General features: G+C 55.3%; 17 protein-coding genes. 7 read left to right on the top strand and 10 right to left on the bottom strand.

Annotated features, from left to right (window positions below; translation table 11 throughout):
- Entirely contained in the window at window positions 1-1002 is a 1002-nt protein-coding gene (locus tag IB237_RS00110; protein WP_192486604.1) for an aldo/keto reductase, read from the top strand.
- Window positions 1003-1011: 9 nt separating this feature from the next.
- Here IB237_RS00110 and IB237_RS00115 read toward each other — a convergent pair whose 3' ends face one another.
- Window positions 1012-1761 (bottom strand): AraC family transcriptional regulator, encoded by a 750-nt coding sequence (locus tag IB237_RS00115; RefSeq protein WP_192487791.1) that lies wholly within the window; start codon window positions 1759-1761, stop codon window positions 1012-1014.
- Between the two features lie 280 nt (window positions 1762-2041).
- Here IB237_RS00115 and IB237_RS00120 point away from each other — a divergent pair, with 280 nt between their 5' ends.
- Window positions 2042-2935, top strand: a complete 894-nt coding sequence (locus IB237_RS00120) for a DMT family transporter (protein ID WP_192486605.1) — start codon at window positions 2042-2044, stop codon at window positions 2933-2935.
- Window positions 2936-3014: 79 nt separating this feature from the next.
- Here the strand turns inward: IB237_RS00120 and pheT are convergent, their stop codons facing one another.
- The 6 genes from pheT to infC all read right to left on the bottom strand — a co-directional run bounded on the left by pheT (window position 3015) and on the right by infC (window position 8975).
- Window positions 3015-5438: a phenylalanine--tRNA ligase subunit beta gene (gene pheT, locus IB237_RS00125; protein WP_192486606.1), complete on the bottom strand. Its 2424-nt coding sequence runs from the start codon at window positions 5436-5438 to the stop codon at window positions 3015-3017.
- Window positions 5439-5450: 12 nt separating this feature from the next.
- On the bottom strand, window positions 5451-6533 hold the full coding sequence (gene pheS, locus IB237_RS00130) for a phenylalanine--tRNA ligase subunit alpha (RefSeq protein ID WP_192486607.1): 1083 nt from the start codon (window positions 6531-6533) through the stop codon (window positions 5451-5453).
- Complete coding sequence (locus IB237_RS00135; RefSeq protein ID WP_192486608.1) at window positions 6526-7404, bottom strand: serine/threonine protein phosphatase; 879 nt, start codon at window positions 7402-7404, stop codon at window positions 6526-6528. The genes pheS and IB237_RS00135 overlap by 8 nt, the downstream gene beginning before the upstream one ends.
- A 226-nt stretch (window positions 7405-7630) precedes the next feature.
- Window positions 7631-8035 carry a 50S ribosomal protein L20 gene (gene rplT / locus IB237_RS00140; protein WP_192486609.1) on the bottom strand — a complete coding sequence of 135 codons (405 nt, stop codon included), beginning with the start codon at window positions 8033-8035 and terminating at the stop codon, window positions 7631-7633.
- Between the two features lie 40 nt (window positions 8036-8075).
- Window positions 8076-8279, bottom strand: a complete 204-nt coding sequence (gene rpmI, locus IB237_RS00145) for a 50S ribosomal protein L35 (RefSeq protein WP_192486610.1) — start codon at window positions 8277-8279, stop codon at window positions 8076-8078.
- Window positions 8280-8438: 159 nt separating this feature from the next.
- Complete coding sequence (infC, locus tag IB237_RS00150) at window positions 8439-8975, bottom strand: translation initiation factor IF-3 (RefSeq protein ID WP_250983679.1); 537 nt, start codon at window positions 8973-8975, stop codon at window positions 8439-8441.
- A gap of 181 nt (window positions 8976-9156) precedes the next feature.
- Here infC and IB237_RS00155 point away from each other — a divergent pair, with 181 nt between their 5' ends.
- Both IB237_RS00155 and IB237_RS00160 read left to right on the top strand, forming a co-directional pair.
- Complete coding sequence (locus IB237_RS00155) at window positions 9157-9969, top strand: carboxylesterase (RefSeq protein WP_192486611.1); 813 nt, start codon at window positions 9157-9159, stop codon at window positions 9967-9969.
- Between the two features lie 97 nt (window positions 9970-10066).
- Window positions 10067-10681, top strand: a complete 615-nt coding sequence (locus IB237_RS00160) for a transglutaminase-like cysteine peptidase (RefSeq protein WP_192486612.1) — start codon at window positions 10067-10069, stop codon at window positions 10679-10681.
- 36 nt (window positions 10682-10717) lie between these two features.
- Here IB237_RS00160 and IB237_RS00165 read toward each other — a convergent pair whose 3' ends face one another.
- Complete coding sequence (locus tag IB237_RS00165; protein WP_192486613.1) at window positions 10718-11311, bottom strand: TetR/AcrR family transcriptional regulator; 594 nt, start codon at window positions 11309-11311, stop codon at window positions 10718-10720.
- Window positions 11312-11516: 205 nt separating this feature from the next.
- On the opposite strand from IB237_RS00165, the gene IB237_RS00170 reads away from it, so the two are divergent.
- A complete protein-coding gene (locus IB237_RS00170; RefSeq protein WP_192486614.1) occupies window positions 11517-11915 on the top strand; it encodes a RidA family protein in 399 nt (132 codons plus the stop codon).
- A gap of 247 nt (window positions 11916-12162) precedes the next feature.
- Window positions 12163-13788, top strand: coding sequence for an ABC-F family ATP-binding cassette domain-containing protein (locus tag IB237_RS00175; RefSeq protein ID WP_192486615.1), 1626 nt, complete (start codon window positions 12163-12165; stop codon window positions 13786-13788).
- Here the strand turns inward: IB237_RS00175 and mbfA are convergent.
- Complete coding sequence (gene mbfA, locus IB237_RS00180; protein ID WP_192486616.1) at window positions 13728-14711, bottom strand: iron exporter MbfA; 984 nt, start codon at window positions 14709-14711, stop codon at window positions 13728-13730. The two genes, IB237_RS00175 and mbfA, sit on opposite strands and share 61 nt — an antisense overlap.
- A 150-nt stretch (window positions 14712-14861) precedes the next feature.
- Here mbfA and IB237_RS00185 point away from each other — a divergent pair, with 150 nt between their 5' ends.
- On the top strand, window positions 14862-15329 hold the full coding sequence (locus IB237_RS00185) for a group III truncated hemoglobin (RefSeq protein ID WP_192487793.1): 468 nt from the start codon (window positions 14862-14864) through the stop codon (window positions 15327-15329).
- Window positions 15330-15383: 54 nt separating this feature from the next.
- On the opposite strand, the gene IB237_RS00190 is transcribed toward IB237_RS00185, so the two are convergent.
- Window positions 15384-17777: a phosphoketolase gene (locus IB237_RS00190; protein ID WP_192486617.1), complete on the bottom strand. Its 2394-nt coding sequence runs from the start codon at window positions 17775-17777 to the stop codon at window positions 15384-15386.
- Between the last annotated feature and the right edge of the window lie 357 nt (window positions 17778-18134).

The raw sequence follows: 18134 nt of genomic DNA on the forward strand, positions 1-18134 counted from the left end.
ATGAAAAGCAGAATTCTCGGAAAAGATCTTTCTGTCTCGGCGCTTGGCCTTGGCTGCATGGGTATGACCCACGCCTACAGCCCGTCGGCAGATCACAGCGGCTCGATTGCCACGTTGCACCGGGCGGTGGAGCTTGGTGTCACCTTTTTCGACACGGCGGAAGTTTACGGTCCCTACGACAACGAAATCCTGGTTGGAAAGGCGCTGCAGCCCTACCGCGACAAGGTGGTGATTGCCACCAAGTTCGGTTTCAAGATTGATACCAGTAAATCGGCTGGCCAGATGATGGTCGGAACCGACAGCCGCCCCGAAAACGTCCGCGCCGTGGCTGAAGCCTCGCTGAAACGTCTCGGCGTTGATGTTATTGACCTGTTTTATCAGCATCGCGTCGACCCCAATGTGCCGATTGAAGAGACAGTCGGCGCTATGGCTGATCTCGTGAAGCAGGGCAAGGTCAAATATCTCGGTCTCTCTGAAGCCAGTGCCGATACCATCCGCAAGGCGCATGCCGAACATCCGATCACGGCATTGCAAAGCGAATATTCGCTCTGGACACGCGACGTTGAAGAAAACGGCGTGCTCGACACCTGCCGTGAACTGGGCATAGGTTTTGTGCCATTCAGCCCGCTTGGTCGCGGTGTGCTGACCGGAGCGTTGAAAAGGCTGGATGGCCTGTCGGATAATGATTTCCGTCGATCGCTTCCGCGTTTTCAGGCGGAAAATTTCGACGCTAACCTGGCGCTCGTTACCCTTCTGGAAGAGATGGCGGCGCAAAAGGGCGTAACGGCCGGGCAACTGGCGTTGGCCTGGGTCATGGCGCAGGGTGATTTCATCGTGCCAATCCCCGGAACCACCAAGATTGCCAATCTGGAAAAGAACGTCGCTTCGGCAGATGTTGTGTTGAACAAGGAAGAGGTCAAGGACCTTGGCGATATGCTGTCCCCGGCAAAAGTTGCAGGCGGTCGTTATCCGCAGCAACTGGCTTCGATGGCAAGCCGCTGACAGGCGGCCTCAGGCGTGAGTGAGGACACCCTGACGGTAGGCTGAAGGCGTGGTGCCAACGAGGGACTTGAACACCCGTGTCAAATGGCTCTGGCTGCTGAATCCACAGGCGGACGCGATCTGAGCAATCGGATCGCGTCCTGCCAAAAGCATTTTGGCCTGGGAAAGGCGTCTGTGCATCACCCAGACATGCGGGGAAACCCCACAACTGGCGTGGAACATGCGCTGCAGATGAAATTCACTGAGACCGGCAATCCCTGCCAGATCATGTAGGGTCAGCGTCTGACCAAGATTGGCATCGATATAATCAATAAGCCGTCGCCGTACCGCTGGCGTCAGGCCACCCTTGATCGAAGGGAACTTCTTTCCGCCGTAACGCGGATCGGTAAACAGTTGAGTCAATGCGCTGGTCACGGCGGCATCTGCGGCCATCCTATCACTTTGCCGAGTTGCCCCTGCAATGCGCTGCAAAGCCTTTGCCATTTCAGGCGCATTGTCGAAGGTGGCCTCGGGCAACACCATCAATCTGGCGTCCTGATCGAATATTTCCGTATAGAAACGGCGCAGGTCGTCATCCTCTACGTAGAGATGCACAAACTCGAAGGTATCGGTGATTTCCCATTCCGACGAGGCGCCTTGCGGCATGACACATAAGGCACCCGGCCAACCGTTCACACCGCCATTGTCCAACCGTCGCGTGCCGGTGCCGCCTTGCAGGTAAAGGCTGAATGTGTGACCGTCAGTCCGCTCATATTTCATGCGGTCATGCGCATTGCGCCAGATTGCTGCCGAGCGGCCAAACGCCAGATCAATCGCACCAACCACATCTGCGGAAGGCGACGCCTTGAGAAAATTGAAAACGGATTGAGGTTGAGCCTGCATGATGAACCCTGACGATGAGGCCATTCTACCGAATAGTTTGGGTCCTGTCACAGTCTACGCAACGGTTCAGGTAAGCCGAGATCATTTCACCGCAAGAATATGCAAGAATGCAGTTCAGTGGCGGCGCATATCTCTCTCGCAATACCGCGAGGACCAAATGGCCAACATCATTCTGTTTATTTCCACCGTCGTGATCTGGGGCACCACCTGGATCGCAATTGCCATGCAGGTCGGGCCGGTGCCGGTCCTGGTTTCGGTCTTTTACCGCTTTGCCACCGCTGCGGTTCTGTTTCTCATCGTCCTGACGGTGATGGGAAAACTAAAAATTCCGGCACTGAAAAACCAGCCCTTCATTCTGGCGCAGGCGTTGTGCCTGTTCAGCCTCAACTTCATCTGTTTCTACAATGCCGCAAGCTACGTGCCCTCCGGTCTGATCTCGGTGATCTTTTCGCTGGCGACGATCTACAACGCCATTAATGCCCGGCTGTTTTTCGGCGACAGGATTACCGTCCGCACGTTGGTTGCTGCAGCACTTGGTGCCTCCGGCCTGTTGTTATTGTTTGGGCCTGATATCCTCATCCACTACAATGTCGACACGTGGAAAGGTGTCAGCCTGTCGGCGCTCGGCACGCTGTTCTTTTCCCTCGGAAACATGGTGTCACGCCGCAACAGCGCGGCCGGCATTACGCCGGCCACAGCTAATGCGTGGGGCATGACCTATGGGGCAATCATTTTGCTGGGTTTGATTGCGGTCACTGGAACGCCGGTCGTTGCGCCGCCCGACACCCGTTACCTGTTGGCCATGCTCTATCTCGCGGCCATTGGTTCCGTCGTTGGTTTTACCACCTATCTGATGCTGGTCGCGCGCATCGGATCGTCGCGGGCCGCTTATGCCACAGTGCTGTTTCCGGTGGTCGCGCTGTCGCTGTCGACGCTTTATGAAGGGTATCAGTGGACTTTGCTCGGTGGCATTGGCCTGCTGCTCACGCTGGCCGGCAATGTGGTGATCTTTGCAAAACAACCTGCGCCCCGAAAAACGTCGACGGCTTGAAACGTCTGCCGCAACAATAGCCAACCAAAACAAAAAGGCCCGCTTTCGCGGGCCTTGATCGTTTAAAATCAATGCTGTCTTAGGCGCGCAGCACGCCGCCGGTTGTCTTTTCGACATTGCCGACGATCTTGGCAGTCAGCGCTTCGAAATCCTCATCCGTCAGGGTCTTGTCGACCGGCTGGATCTGAACTTCGATTGCGATGGACTTCTTGTTTTCGCCAACGGATGCGCCTTCGAAAATATCGAACACGTTCACTCCGGTCACCAGCTTGCGGTCCGCGCTTGTTGCAGCCTTGATGATCGCGCCGGCTTCCACCGACTTGTCGACCACAAAAGCAAAGTCGCGCTTCACAGCCTGGAATGGCGAAAGCTCAAGCGCCGGCTTGGTGCGCGTGGCCTTCTTTTTTGGCTCTGCCATGGCATCGAGATAAATCTCGAAACCGGCATAGACGCCCGATACGTCGAGTTCACCAAGTGTTTTCGGATGGAATTCACCGAAGTAACCAAGAACGATTTTTGGTCCCATCTTGATGGTGCCGGAACGGCCAGGATGATACCAGTCCGGTCCGCCAGCCTCGATCTGCACATTGGCCATTGGCAGGCCGCAGGCCTCGATCACTGCCAGCGCATCAGCCTTGGCGTCATAAACGTCAACCGGCTTGCCGCCACCCTTCGCTGCATTGGACCACATGCGGCCGGAGCCGGACAGCGATGCTGTGCCGCGACGAACGCCGCCAGCAACACGACGCTGACCGTCCGGCGTGTCGTTTTCATAGGTGCCGGACACTTCGAAGATGGCCACGTCGCCATAACCCTTGTCGGCATTACGCTGAGCGGCGGTCAACAGACCTGGCAGCAGTGAAGGCCGCATATCGGACATGTCGGCCGCAATAGGGTTGGCAAGCTTCAGGGCAGGCGATCCGCCACCAAACAGCTTGGCCTGTGCTTCGGGAATGAACGACCATGTCACGGCTTCGAGCATGCCACGGCTGGCCAATGCGCGGCGCGCGGTGCGCGTGCGAATTTGCAGCGTCGTCAGGATACGGCCGTTGACGGCACCAAGGCTTTCCAGTGGCTGTGGCTTGATGTTGTCCACGCCATGGATACGCATGACCTCTTCAACCAGATCGGCTTTGCCTTCCACGTCTGGACGCCATGATGGAACTGAAACACTAACGCGCTCACCCGAACCTTCAATGCCAAAACCAAGCCCCTTGAGGATCTCAAGGCTTTCTTGCGTCGAAACGTCGAGACCGGTAAGGCGCTTGACCTCAGACAGCGGGAAGTCAACGAACTTGGGTTCAAAACCCTTGTAACCAACGATCTTGGCTTCACCCGCTGTGCCTCCGCACAGTTCCAAAACCAGTTCCGTGGTGCGCTCAAGGCCCGGAACCATATATTCCGGGTCGACACCGCGTTCGAAACGATAACGGGCATCGGTGATGATGCCGTGTGTACGACCGGTCTTGGCTATGTTGATCGGGTCCCACAGAGCCGATTCAATCAGCACGTCTGTAGTGTTCTCATCGCAGCCGGAATGTTCGCCGCCCATGATGCCACCGATGGATTCCAGACCATTGTCATCAGCGATGACAATGTTGGCGGGACCAAGCTTGTATTCTCGCTGGTCAAGCGCCAGGATAGTTTCACCTTCCTGAGCGCGACGGACCACCAGATTACCCTTGACCTTTGCAGCGTCAAACACGTGCATCGGACGGCCCTGATCGAAAGTCATGTAGTTGGTGATATCAACCAGCGCGTTGATCGGGCGCAGGCCAATCGCCATCAGGCGCTGCTGCATCCATTTTGGGCTGGGGCCATTTTTCACGCCACGGACGATGCGTAGGGAGAAGCCGGGGCAAAGGGCCGCGTCTTCCAGATCCAGCTTTACGTCGACCGGTGTCAGGCCCTCGACCTTGAAAGCCGGTGCCGGTTTTGTCTTCAGCGTGCCAAGGCCGGATGCGGCCAGATCGCGGGCAATACCGTAGATCGACGTGCAGTCCGGACGGTTTGGCGTCAGGTTGATTTCGATAACCGGGTCATCAAGACCGGCATAGGCTGCGAAGGATGTGCCGATTGGCGCATCTTCCGGTAGATCGATAATACCATTATGGTCGTCGGAGATGTTGAGTTCCTTTTCGGAGCACATCATGCCGTGGCTATCCACGCCGCGAATTTTGCCAACCGAAAGGGTCACATCGATACCCGGAACATAGGTGCCTGGACGTGCCAGTGCACCGACAAGACCGGCGCGCGCGTTTGGTGCACCGCAGACGATCTGAACCGGCTTGCCGTCACCGGCATCAACGCTCAATACCTTGAGGCGGTCTGCCTCTGGGTGTTTTTCAGCCGTCAGAACCTTGGCAATAACGAAGGGCTTATAGGCCGCCTTGTCATCCACGTCTTCAACCTCAAGACCGATGGCTGTCAGGCGCTCGCAGATTTCATCAAGCGTGGCATCGGTTTCAAGATGCTCTTTCAGCCAGGAGAGTGTGAATTTCATCGTCTTTTCTCCTTACTGGCTCAAGCCGCCGAACAGGGTCGGGATGTCGAGAGGGCGGAAGCCATAGTGGTTCATCCAGCGAACGTCGGCGTTGAAGAAGTCACGCAGATCAGGCATGCCGTATTTCAGCATGGCAATGCGGTCGAGGCCCATGCCCCAGGCAAAGCCCTGATATTCGTCCGGATCCAGTCCGCCGGCGCGCAATACATTGGGATGTACCATGCCGCAGCCGAGAATTTCCATCCAGTCCTTGCCTTCGCCGAACTTAACGATCGGGCCGGAGCGGTCGCACTGGATATCCACCTCGAAAGACGGCTCCGTGAACGGGAAGAATGACGGGCGGAAGCGCATCACAACGCTGTCGACTTCGAAGAAGGTCTTGCAGAACTCTTCCAAAATCCAGCGCAGATTGCTGACATTTGCCTTTTTGTCGATCACCAGGCCTTCGACCTGATGAAACATCGGCGAATGGGTGGCGTCAGAGTCCTGACGGTAGGTCTTGCCCGGAATGACGATGCGGATCGGCGGCTTTTGGGCCTCCATCGTACGCACCTGGACTGGCGAGGTATGCGTGCGCAGAACCTTGCGCTCGCCCTTGTCATTCGCAGGCAGGAAAAAGGTGTCGTGCATTTCGCGGGCCGGGTGGCCTTCCGGGAAATTCAGAGCCGTGAAGTTGTAATAGTCCGTTTCGATATCCGGACCTTCGGCAATCGAGAAACCCATATCGGCAAAAATCGCGGTGATCTCATCAACGATCTGGCTGATCGGATGGATGCGGCCACGCTCGGCAGGGGACTGACGAACAGGCAGGCTGACATCGACTGTTTCCGCTTTCAGGCGGGCCGTGATGGCTGCATCTTTTAGTTCGCTCTTGCGTGCAGTGATAAAGTCGGTGACTTCATTCTTCAGCTGGTTGATAGCCGCGCCGCGTGTCTGGCGCTCTTCCGGTGTCATTGTGCCCAAGGTTTTGAGAAGTTCGGAAACCGAACCCTTCTTGCCCAGCGCCGAAACACGCACAGCTTCAATGCTTGCCTCATCACCGGCTGCGGCGATCTCCGACATCAATTGCGATTTCAAAGTATCAAGTTCAGTCATCTTTTCCTGCCTCGCCGGGATATGTTCCAGCGGCTTGCGGTTTCACAGCATTCTTCAGATAGTCGGTCGCCATGATAAAGCGTCGCAGATCACTACCCATCCGCACGCGCCCGATCAACCGGGCAAGCGGTAAAAATCGCGCAAGAACGGTCACCAGACGCTGCAATTCTTGAACGGTGGCGGCAGGGGCCTGCTTCCGCCACAGGCGGAAGGCTTCATCACAGGTTTTTTGTTGTTCGACGGAGCGGGTCGCAACGATCAGAAACAGCAGCCACAGATCGCGGGCCTGCGCAGATTCAAGCGGCATGACAGCTTCCGGCTCTTCTTCGAAATCCATGAAGCCGATGCGGCCGTCACGCAGGAAGAAATCGCGCACATGTGGGCGTCCATGGCACAGACCGGTGGCATGCAGTGCGCCAAGCGCTTCTGTTGCCTTGACCAGCAGTGCGTCATTTTCTGCCGGAGAGGCGTTTTTCAAACCCTTGAGCATGACCTCGACGGTCGGGCCGACATCACCAAGCACAATTGCGGTATCGGACGCATAGACAATCTCTGCAACAGGAAAGCCCTTTTCGGCAAAACGCTCCATGCGACGGATTTCCCGCGCCATCATGGCGGCAGGTTTGAGAAGTGGTGACGGCTTGAGAAATGAATAGGGCAGGAGTTTTGCCAGGAAAGCCTGCAGCGAAATCCACCAGGAGGAATTCTCCGTTCCCTGACGTTTGATCCAGACGGCGCCGCTGTCAAGCTCAAGCCGCTGGATGCGCCGGTCACTGGCCAGAAGTGCCTGCATAAGGGCGGCAATATCCGTATCTTTCAGCGTGACGCGGAACCCACGCTTTTTCGTGTCCATATCCGTTGCATTTAACATAAGCCTCCGATCGTCGCGTTATGCTGGCGATCCTCCCTGTTTCATGTGCAGAGCGGCGAGAGATGAACTGGATTAAGTTCCGTCGCTCCAAGCTGTCATTGGGCATCAGATCGAGAACCGCTGGGCGTTTTCGGTCCAATGCTCCGGACGCATGTCATCGAAAGAAAAAACCCGCGCCGGATGAACCGGCGCGGGTTTAATAAGAACGAAGATGTTCAGCGCCGTATTAGTTTACAGCAGCTTCAAACTCGTTTTTCGTACCGGCTTCCTTGAGGTACTCGAGAGCCTTCTTGGAAGCGTCTACGAGTGCGCCGAACGTTGCCGGCTCATGGATTGCCAGGTCAGACAGAACCTTGCGGTCGACTTCGATGCCAGCCTTGTTCAGGCCGTCGATGAAGCGGCCGTAGGTCAGGCCGGATTCGCGAACAGCAGCGTTGATGCGCTGGATCCAGAGAGCGCGGAAGTTGCGCTTCTTGACGCGGCGGTCACGTGTTGCATACTGTCTGGACTTGTCGACAGCAGCCTTAGCTGTACGGATAGTATTCTTGCGACGACCGTAAAAGCCCTTAGCGGCCTTGAGTGTCTTGGTGTGCTTGGCGCGGGAAGTAACGCCACGTTTTACGCGAGCCATATCATGATCTCCTTAAAGTGTCCAAATACGCGGAAAAGTCTTAGAGACCGTTCGGCAGGTAGTTCTTGACGACTTTCTTGCCGTCAGGCTCGGCGAGAACCATGGTTCCGCGCGCGTCGCGAATGAACTTATTGGAACGCTTGATCATGCCGTGGCGCTTGCCAGCAGCGGCTGCAACGACTTTGCCGGTTGCGGTGATTTTGAACCGCTTCTTGGCAGCCGATTTAGTCTTCATCTTGGGCATTTTGCTACTCCGTTTTTTGTATCGAAACTGGCGGATGAGGCCTTGTTTCAAGCTATTCTGGAACGGCCTCGGCATGCCCTGCCGGACCGTTCGGACGCGCGCTTATAACCGCAGTCGGCCAAAAGCGCAACTCTTTATAAAAAGCCCTGTCAGGCTTTATTATTTGGGGGCGAGAACCATCATCATCTGACGGCCTTCGAGTTTCGGCTCGGCTTCTACCTTGGCAATCGCCAATGTGTCTTCCTTAACCTGCAAAAGAAGCTTCATGCCGAGTTCCTGGTGCGCCATTTCACGGCCACGGAACTTCAAGGTCACTTTCACCTTGTCGCCTTCTTCGAAGAAACGGCTGATAGCCTTCATCTTCACCTCATAGTCATGGGTGTCGATGTTGGGGCGCATCTTGATTTCTTTGACTTCGACAATCTTCTGCTTCTTGCGAGCTTCAGCGGCCTTTTTCTGGGTCGAGTACTTCAGTTTGCCGAGATCGAGAATCTTGCATACCGGCGGTTCGGCGTTCGGCGAAATCTCAACGAGATCGAGACCGGCCTCCTCTGCCAGTTTCAGGGCCTGATCCGTCGGCATCGGGCCGAGGTTTGTGCCTTCTTCATTGATGAGCTGAACGCGGGGAACCCGAATTTCCCGGTTGGAGCGCGGGCCCTCCTTGACGGGGGCATCGGCTTTGAAAGGTCTGCGAATGGTCGTATTCTCCTGAACTGTTTTCCGGATTGGCTGCGGCAATGACCTCCTGCCGAAGCAAATGGCGGAAATGTCGTGATTGCCGTGGCGAAGTCAATAGCATAAGTGCTGGAAAAAATCACCACTTGTCGCGGTTTTTGCGAATCTGCTCTACAAGACGTCAAAATCGAGGAGTGCAGGCATGCAAAACAGCGAAAATCCGGTTCAATACATCACTGTCGGTAACGATGATGATGCGCGCAATATAGGAATTATTGTTCGTCCTGCCAAGGCTGGTGCGACGGGTCCGACCCTTTTGTGGCTGGGTGGCTATCGTTCAGACATGTCCGGAACCAAAGCCGTCGAGCTTGATCGTTTTGCAAGTGAACATGGATTGGCCTGCATTCGGTTCGATTATTCCGGTCATGGGGTCTCCGGCGGGGATTTTACCAAGGGCACCATTTCGCGCTGGCTGGATGAGACGCTGGCCGTGATCGCAGATCAGAAACCGAAAAGCATCATTGCCATCGGTTCATCGATGGGCGGCTGGATCGCGTTGCGCCTGGTGCAGGAATTAAAGAAGCTCAAGACAGCAACGATAGACGGTCTGGTTTTGATCGCCCCGGCGCCGGATTTTACAGCCGAACTGATCGAGCCAAACCTGTCGGATGCAGAAAAAGCCTCGCTTGCAGAGCGTGGTTATTTCGAGGAGCCTTCCGAATACAGCCCTGAACCAAATATCTTTACCCGCGCGCTGATTGAGGATGGCCGCGAAAACCGGGTGCTCAAGGGCATGATCGAAACCGGTTGCCCGGTGCATATTCTGCAGGGTGGACAAGATCCTGATGTGCCTTACACCCATGCTCTAAGGTTGATGCAGTTTCTGCCGGCCGATGATGTGGTTTTGACCATGATACAGGATGGCGACCACCGGCTTTCACGCCCGCAGGATATCGAGCGTATGCTGCAGGCGGTAAAAGACATGGCGTTTTCGGCAAAACCGCAACGGTCTTAACCATATTCAACATCTCTCTGCCTTCAGCAATCGCTAATGATTGACTCAAAGCCGTCCCTCATTTTAACGTTTTGTTAAGAATGTAAGGGACGGTTTCATGATGAAAGCACCGCTGGCGCGTGCGCTGTTGATAGCAGCTGTCGCGGGATTATTCTCTGCGGCTTCCGTGCAGGCGGAAAACAAGGGCAGCCTGTCTATGGTGACAGGCGGTGTTACCTCGCAGCCAATTGGCCATTATGAGTTCTGTCAGAAATACACAGCCGAGTGCAATGTGCGCAGCAAACTGACAGCTCCACCACGTGTGACCGAATATGGCTGGAAGCTGGTGCGCGAGATCAATGCGTCGGTCAACAACAGCATCATCGCCATGACAGATCAGGAAATCTATGGTCGCGATGAGGTCTGGGAATATCCGACCACGGCCGGTGACTGCGAAGATTATGTTCTTTTGAAAAGAAAGATGATGATCGAGAACGGATTTTCCGTGTCCGACCTTCTGATCACCGTCGTTCGCAAGCCTGATGGCGAGGGACACGCTGTACTGACATTGCGCACCACTGAAGGTGACTTCATTCTCGACAACCTGTCGGATGAGGTAAAACTCTGGACAGACACACAATACACATACCTGAAGCGCCAGGCCTCGTTTAACTCCGGCCGTTGGGTTTCCATCGAAGATGGTCGCGACGTTCTGGTTGGTGCTCTGAGATAACTGTCTTAAGTGAAGCCTGCCTGTGCAGGCTTCAGTTTATGTGTCGGCCAGCAATCCCGAGGCCAGATGCTGGAAAGCATCGACAGCTCTTGGAAATGCCTCTTGCGGATTTTGAGCGGCGGCAATCCACAGTGCTGCGTTCAGCACAGCGCCATTCAGCAGCCATGTCGCAGCCTTTGCATCGACTTTTTTCAGTGTTCCATCGTCAATCAGGCCCTGAACGGTTTTTTCAATCCGTTGCAGGCAAGCCGTCTGGTTGGGCCAATTTGCGGGATCACCCAGAACCGCCGGACCATCCAGCAGCATGATACGCTGGATCTCTGGCTCCAGTGCCATTTCGATGTAGGCGGTACTTTCAGCGAGCAATGCGAGCCAGGGCGTCGCTGCATCCTCCTGGACGATGCGCAACCGTGCCAGCATCTCACCATCAATCTGGTCGATGACGGCCCATAGAAGGCCCTTTTTGTCACCAAAATTGTGATAGAGCGCGCCACGGGTCAAACCGGCTTCGGCCGTCAGGTCGTCCATGGAAGCGGCGGCGTAACCCTTTGTTGCGAAAGCTTTTCGAGCTGCAGTGATGAGCTTGGCGCGGGTTTCGTCAACCATCTGGGCACGTGTTTTCGCAGCCATTCGGCTCTCCTGGAATTAACATACGATCCGTATGCGTATTGACATACGTGATGTATGTTAACATATATTGGCATACGGGCCGTATATCAATGCTGCGTCCCGCTCACTAAAGCAATGAAAAATCGACCGATTTATCCAAGAACGCCACTGCGTAAGGCAGACCCGTGTTCTGGAATTGGACGAGTGCGTTTTAAAGGAGCACACAATGACCAAACGCGATGCTATTTTCCCTGCCAGCAGGCAAGAACTCTATGAAATCAACGGTTACTCCGCAGCAATCCGATCCGGTGATCTGCTGTTTGTGTCCGGCCAGGTCGGCAGCCGTGAAGATGGATCTCCAGAACCGGATTTCGAAAAGCAGGTGCAGCTAGCTTTCGACAATCTCAAAGCGGTCCTGAAAGCAGCAAACAGCAGCTTTGATGATATTGTCGATGTCACGACATTTCACACCGACCCTGCCAACCAGTTCGAGGTGGTGATGGCAGCCAAGAACAAGGCATTTTCGGAAAAGCCATATCCGAACTGGACCGCTGTCGGTGTGAACTGGCTGGCCGGTTTCGACTTCGAAATCAAGGTCATTGCCCGCATTCCGCAATCGAACTGATTGTTTGTTCCCGGTGAAGCACGTGGGGTATTTGCGTGCTTTACCGGCCCATGCCCACCCGCCTTCATCACTCACAGCGACGGGATTTGTGCGGTAAGACTTGGCACACAAACCATTTTTCTTGAAGCCAAGGAAACTGGATCCTATTATATGGTCCAGTTTTAATGCTTACAGGATGTGTGCAACATGGATTTCAACCCAGCAACAACAGTCACAAATTTTGTTGTTCACGGGAAAGTCCTTGTTCATGTCAACTTCGATAACACTCTCCAATCTAAGCTGGTCGACGCCTGAGGGGCGCCCGCTTTTTTCCCACCTTACGCTTGCTTTCGATGCAGAACGGACCGGCCTTGTCGGCCGCAACGGCGTCGGTAAATCGACACTTCTGAAACTGATAACCGGTGCACTGCAGCCGCTGGCGGGTGATATCTCGGTCTCTGGCAGCGTTGGCGCCATGAAGCAGATTGTGCAGATCGCAGCTGATGAAACCGTTGCGGATCTGTTTGGCGTGTCTGGTGCTCTCACCATTCTTCGCCGTGCTGAAAATGGCGAAGCGACAATGGAAGAACTGGCGGATGCCGATTGGACGCTGGAAGATCGCATGCGCGCGTCGCTTGATCTTCTGGGCCTTGCTGTCACGGCTGAAACCCTGCTTTCCAGCTTGTCCGGTGGGCAACGAACCCGTGCCGGCCTTGCGGCACTGATCTTCACGCAACCTGACTTTATCGTTCTGGACGAGCCTACCAACAACCTGGATCGTGAAGGTCGCCAAGCGGTCATCGATTTTCTGTCGACATGGCGCGGCGGTGTACTTGTCGTCAGCCATGACCGTGAATTGCTGGATACGATGGATTGCATCGTGGAATTGACGTCGCTTGGCGCAAATCGTTACGGTGGCAACTGGAGCGATTATCGTGAAGCCAAAGCCTTGGAGCTTTCCGCTATCGAGCAGGATATGTCCGAGGCCGAAAAGCAGCTTAACGACATTGCACGCAAAGCGCAGGCGAGATCAGAAGCCAAGGCACGCAAGGATAGCACGGGTAAGCAGAAAGCCGCCAAGGGTGATCAGCCACGTATCTTGCTTGGCGCCATGAAAGGGCGAAGCGAAAGTACCAGTGGAGGCTATGCGCGATTGACCGAGCGCCGCCAGACTGAAGCTACAGCAGCACTGGAAACGGCACGACGTCGTAAGGAAATCCTCCAGCCATTGGTGGTAACACTGGCGTCAACCGGTCTGCCAGCCAGCAAAATGGTCCTGCAGATGGAAAACGTCACAGCAGGCTATCAGCCTGAAGCACCCGTTCTGCGCGATGTCAGTTTTACCATCACCGGACCGGAGCGTATTGCCATCACAGGCAAAAATGGTGCGGGAAAATCTACCCTTCTGTCATTGGTTACAGGTGCGCTGAAACCGTGGGCCGGTCAGGTGCGTGTGTTCACCCCCTGGGCCATGCTCGACCAACAGGTCAGCCTGATGGATAGCGCGACCTCAATTCTTGATAACTTCCGCCGGCTGAACCCGAATTCCGATGACAATCAATGCAGGGCCGCACTGGCGAGATTCATGTTCCGTGCCGACGCTGCCCTGCAGATTGCCGGAAGTCTCAGTGGCGGTCAGCTTTTGCGGGCAGGGCTTGCCTGCACACTGGGTGGTTCATCGCCGCCACCCTTGCTGGTGTTGGATGAGCCGACGAACCATCTGGATGTGGAGGCGATCGAAGCCCTGGAAGCGGGATTGCGCGCCTATGACGGCGCGCTGCTGGTCGTCAGCCATGACGAGGTGTTTCTGGAAGCAATCGGTATAAACCGTTATCAGCTGTTGCCGATGATAATGCCGGCTGCCAGCACCAGCGATCCGCCCAGCACCACCTGAAAGACCGCCCGCATGAATGGCGTTTCCATAAAGCGGTTCTGGATGAAAGCAATTGCCCACAGCTCAACAAAGACCACGACGGCCGCGATGGCGGTGGCCGTCCAGAAATGTGGAATGAGATAGGGTAGTGCGTGGCCAAGGCCGCCAACGGCGGTCATGATACCAGAGGCAAGGCCGCGTTTGAGTGGTGAGCCTCGGCCGGAAAGTTTGCCATCATCATGGGCCGCTTCGGTAAAGCCCATGGAGATGCCGGCACCGACGGAGGCGGAAAGGCCAATGAGGAATGTTTGCCAAGTATCCTGGGTGGCAAAGGCCGCCGCGAAAATCGGCGCCAGTGTCGAGACCGAACCATCCATCAAACCGGCAAGACCCGGCTGCACATAGGTCAGCAGAAACTGGCGTTTCGCAGTTTCTTTTTCGGTCTCATCAACGCCGTCGGCCAGATGTTTGTTTTCCAGCATCTCGGCGATGTCCTGGTGTCCCCGTTCCGCATCTGCCAGATCGCCAAGCAGTTTGCGGGTATCGGCGTTGGACACGCGGGCGACCGCCTGGTCATAAAAATTCACCGCCTGCTGTTCCATGAGCTCGGCCTGCAGGCGGATTTTCTCAAGCGACAGGTTCTTAACCAGCCAGTCCGGTTTGCGGTCATAAAAACCGCTGACATGCTCACGGCGAATAAGCGGTATATTGTCGCCAAACCGGCGTATGTGCATGTCGATCAGCATATTGCGGTGCGTCTGCTCAACCTCGGCCATGTCGTCGAAAATTTTGGCTGATGCCGAGTAATCCTGCCTCAGAATGCTGGCATAGGCGCGGTAGATCCGGGCGTCGTCCTCTTCACTCGCAATGGCCAGTGCCAATATCTCCTGTTCGCTTAGCGAAGAAAAATCACGTTTTGAAGAGGCAAACAGCGAACGCAACATGGGAATGTCCTAGTTTAGAATTATTCTAAATATATTCAATGTCGCGCTGGGAAGCAAGGGATGCAAAAGGTCGCATTGCGAAAATTGCCCATGAAGACCATATGAGGCTGGCAGAAAGACATGAGTGCAGAAAGAACCGCCGGAACCAGCATGAGCGATGATCTACAGGCAAGAGCCGCCCACAACGCTGAAATTCAGCGCCGTGCCGAGGATGAGATGGCGCGGATGGGGATCGATGCGGCTTTTATCGATCATCTCGTTGAGACCTTTTACGGTCGTGTTCTCGCTCACCCGGAGCTGGGGCCGGTGTTTGATGGCAGGCTGCACGGCCGCTGGCCTGAACATATGGCCAAGATGAAGAGTTTCTGGTCGGCCATCGCATTCAAGAATGGTGGTTATGCGGGAAAACCGGTGCAGGCGCATGTTGGCGTACAGGGCATGACGTCCGGTCTGTTTCCGCAATGGCTGGCGCTCTTTTCGGAAACGCTGAGTGACATCGCCCCCAGCCGTGAAGCGCATGACTGGTTCATGGCAACGGCCGAGCGTATCGCCCGCAGCCTGACATTGTCACTGTTTTACAATCCGGCAATGGATGATCCCGCGATAAAACGGACCTGACAGGGCAAGGGGGCACGCCCCTCGGCAGCGCGCGCCCAATCGGTTATTTTCTGACTATGGTTTGGGATAGGGCCATTTCCAGTTCTGGATTTCCGGCATGTCCTCGCCGTGTTCACACACAAACATCTTGTGCTGCATCAGCTTTTCATGAAGCGCGGTCACGACATCTGCGGCCTTGTCCTTGAGAACCGGCAACCGGTTGATCGCCTCGATTGCCAGGTGATAGCGGTCCAACTCATTCATCACGGCCATATCAAACGGCGTTGTGGTCGTTCCTTCTTCAATAAAACCACGCACGTGGAAGTTCGGGTGATTGGTGCGCTTATAGACCAGCCGGTGAATGAGATAGGGGTAGCCGTGATAGGCAAAGATCACCGGCCGATCTGTGGTGAATATCCGGTCGAACTGCTCGTCGGATATGCCGTGCGGATGATGTTGCGGTGACTGCAGTGTCATCAGATCCACCACATTCACCACGCGAATGCGCAGGTGTGGCAATGCTTGCCTCAACAGATCAACCGCCGCCAGTGTTTCCATGGTCGGCACATCGCCGGCGCAAGCCATCACCACATCTGGTTCCAGCCCGTCCTCGGTGCCAGCCCATTCCCATGTGCCAAGCCCTGCTTCGCAATGACGCTCGGCCTCTTCCATGGCCAACCACTGCGGGGCAGGCTGTTTGCCCGCCACGATCACGTTCACCCGGTCCCATGTTTTCAGGCAATGGTCGCCAACCCACAGAAGGGTATTGGCATCCGGTGGCAGATAGACCCGCACAATCTCCGAGCTTTTGTTGGCAACAAGATCAACAAAGCCCGGATCCTGGTGGGAGAACCCATTATGATCCTGCCGCCAGACATGCGACGTCAGCAGATAATTGAGTGACGAAACCGGTTTTCTCCATTCCAGTTCACGCGAAACCTTCAGCCATTTTGCATGCTGATTGAACATGGAATCGACAATATGGATAAAGGCTTCGTAGCAAGAGAATAAACCGTGTCGGCCGGTGAGCAAATATCCTTCCAGCCACCCTTGGCACTGGTGTTCGCTCAATACCTCCATCACCCGGCCTTGCGGGGCGAGATTGTCGTCGGTTTCCAGCGTCTGCGCCATCCACACGCGGTCGGTGGCCTCAAACACACTGCCCAAACGGTTTGACGCCGTTTCGTCTGGCCCGAAGATACGAAAGTTCTTCTCACTTTCATTTAGCCGGATAACATCTCGCAGATAATCGCCGAGAACCTTGGTCGCTTGCCCCTCGGTTGCACCGGGTGTGGTGACGGAAACGGCATAGGTCCGGAAATCCGGCGTATGCAATTCTTTGCGCAATAATCCGCCATTGGCATGTGGGTTGGCGCCCATGCGTCGCTCACCCTGCGGTGCCAGCGCTTTCAGTTCCTCTTTCAGGGTGCCGTTTGTGTCAAACAGATCCTCCGGATTGTAGCTCCTCAACCAATCTTCAAGGATCTTGCGGTGCCCGGCATCCTGCCGGCAATTGGCCACCGGCACCTGATGCGAACGCCAATGGCCTTCGACGATCTTGCCGTCCACTATCTTGGGTCCGGTCCAGCCCTTGGGCGAACGCAGGATGATCATCGGCCAACGCGGACGCTCGGACGCGTCTTTTTGCGCCTTCTGTTTGATTGTCTTGATGCGATCGAAAATGACATCCAGCGTTGCCGCCATTTGCTGGTGCATGGCTTCCGGCTCATGCCCCTCGACAAAAAACGGCTCATAGCCATAGCCGGTAAACAGATGTGTCAGCTCTTCGTCGGGTAGGCGTGCCAGCACGGTCGGATTGGCAATTTTATAGCCATTCAGATGCAGGATTGGCAGCACGGTCCCATCAATTGCCGGGTTCAGGAACTTGTTGGAATGCCACGCGGTTGCCAGTGGTCCGGTTTCGGCCTCGCCGTCCCCCACCACGCAGGCAACGACCAGATCAGGATTGTCGAAGGCCGCACCATAGGCATGTACCAGCGCGTAACCCAACTCGCCGCCTTCATGGATCGAACCCGGTGTTTCCGGTGCCGCGTGGCTGGGAATGCCGCCAGGGAACGAGAACTGTTTGAACAGCTTCAGCATCCCGGCTTCATCCTCAGTAATTCCGGGATAGATTTCCGAATAGATCCCTTCGAGATAGGTGCTAGCTACCATGCCTGGCCCGCCGTGGCCCGGGCCGCAGATATAGATGATGTTGCTGTCGCGCGCTTTGATGATCCGATTGAGATGAGCATAGATGAAATTGAGACCGGGGGTGGTGCCCCAGTGTCCCAGCAGGCGTGGTTTGACGTGTTCTGCGCGTAGAGGCTCTTTCAAAAGGGGATTGCCGAGAAGGTAAATCTGCCCGACGGACAGATAGTTAGCGGCGCGCCAGTAGCGATCGATCAGCGAAAGCTCATCTGCCGTCAATGTTTTTTCACCGGATACTGCTTTTGTTGCCTGCGTCATACGTGCTCCTCACTCTGGTGATGTTTTGGAGAGTTGCGCACCGATTGGACGCAACAAAACGCTCCAGAAAATTCACTGCGACGCACCAGACTTGCCCCAAAAATCGAAACCCAATTTGTGGACTGGTGCAGTTCCATGCGTAGAAGATACTGGTTGGGCCGGCTTCTCCTTGACGCAAATCAAGTGACGTTGCGGTTTGTCTATGATTAGCGACCGAAGGCTACAATCATATGGCGTAGTCTTGCAATCCTCGGCTGTTAAAATGCTGTCCGCGCAAGATTCGGAACACTAAAGCCGCCTTTTGCGAAAGGATCGATTTTCCCACTTGAAGCAACCAAGAAGAAATGATTAGTAAAC

The organism is Agrobacterium sp. AGB01, from assembly GCF_014851585.1.
Classification (GTDB): Bacteria; Pseudomonadota; Alphaproteobacteria; order Rhizobiales; family Rhizobiaceae; genus Agrobacterium.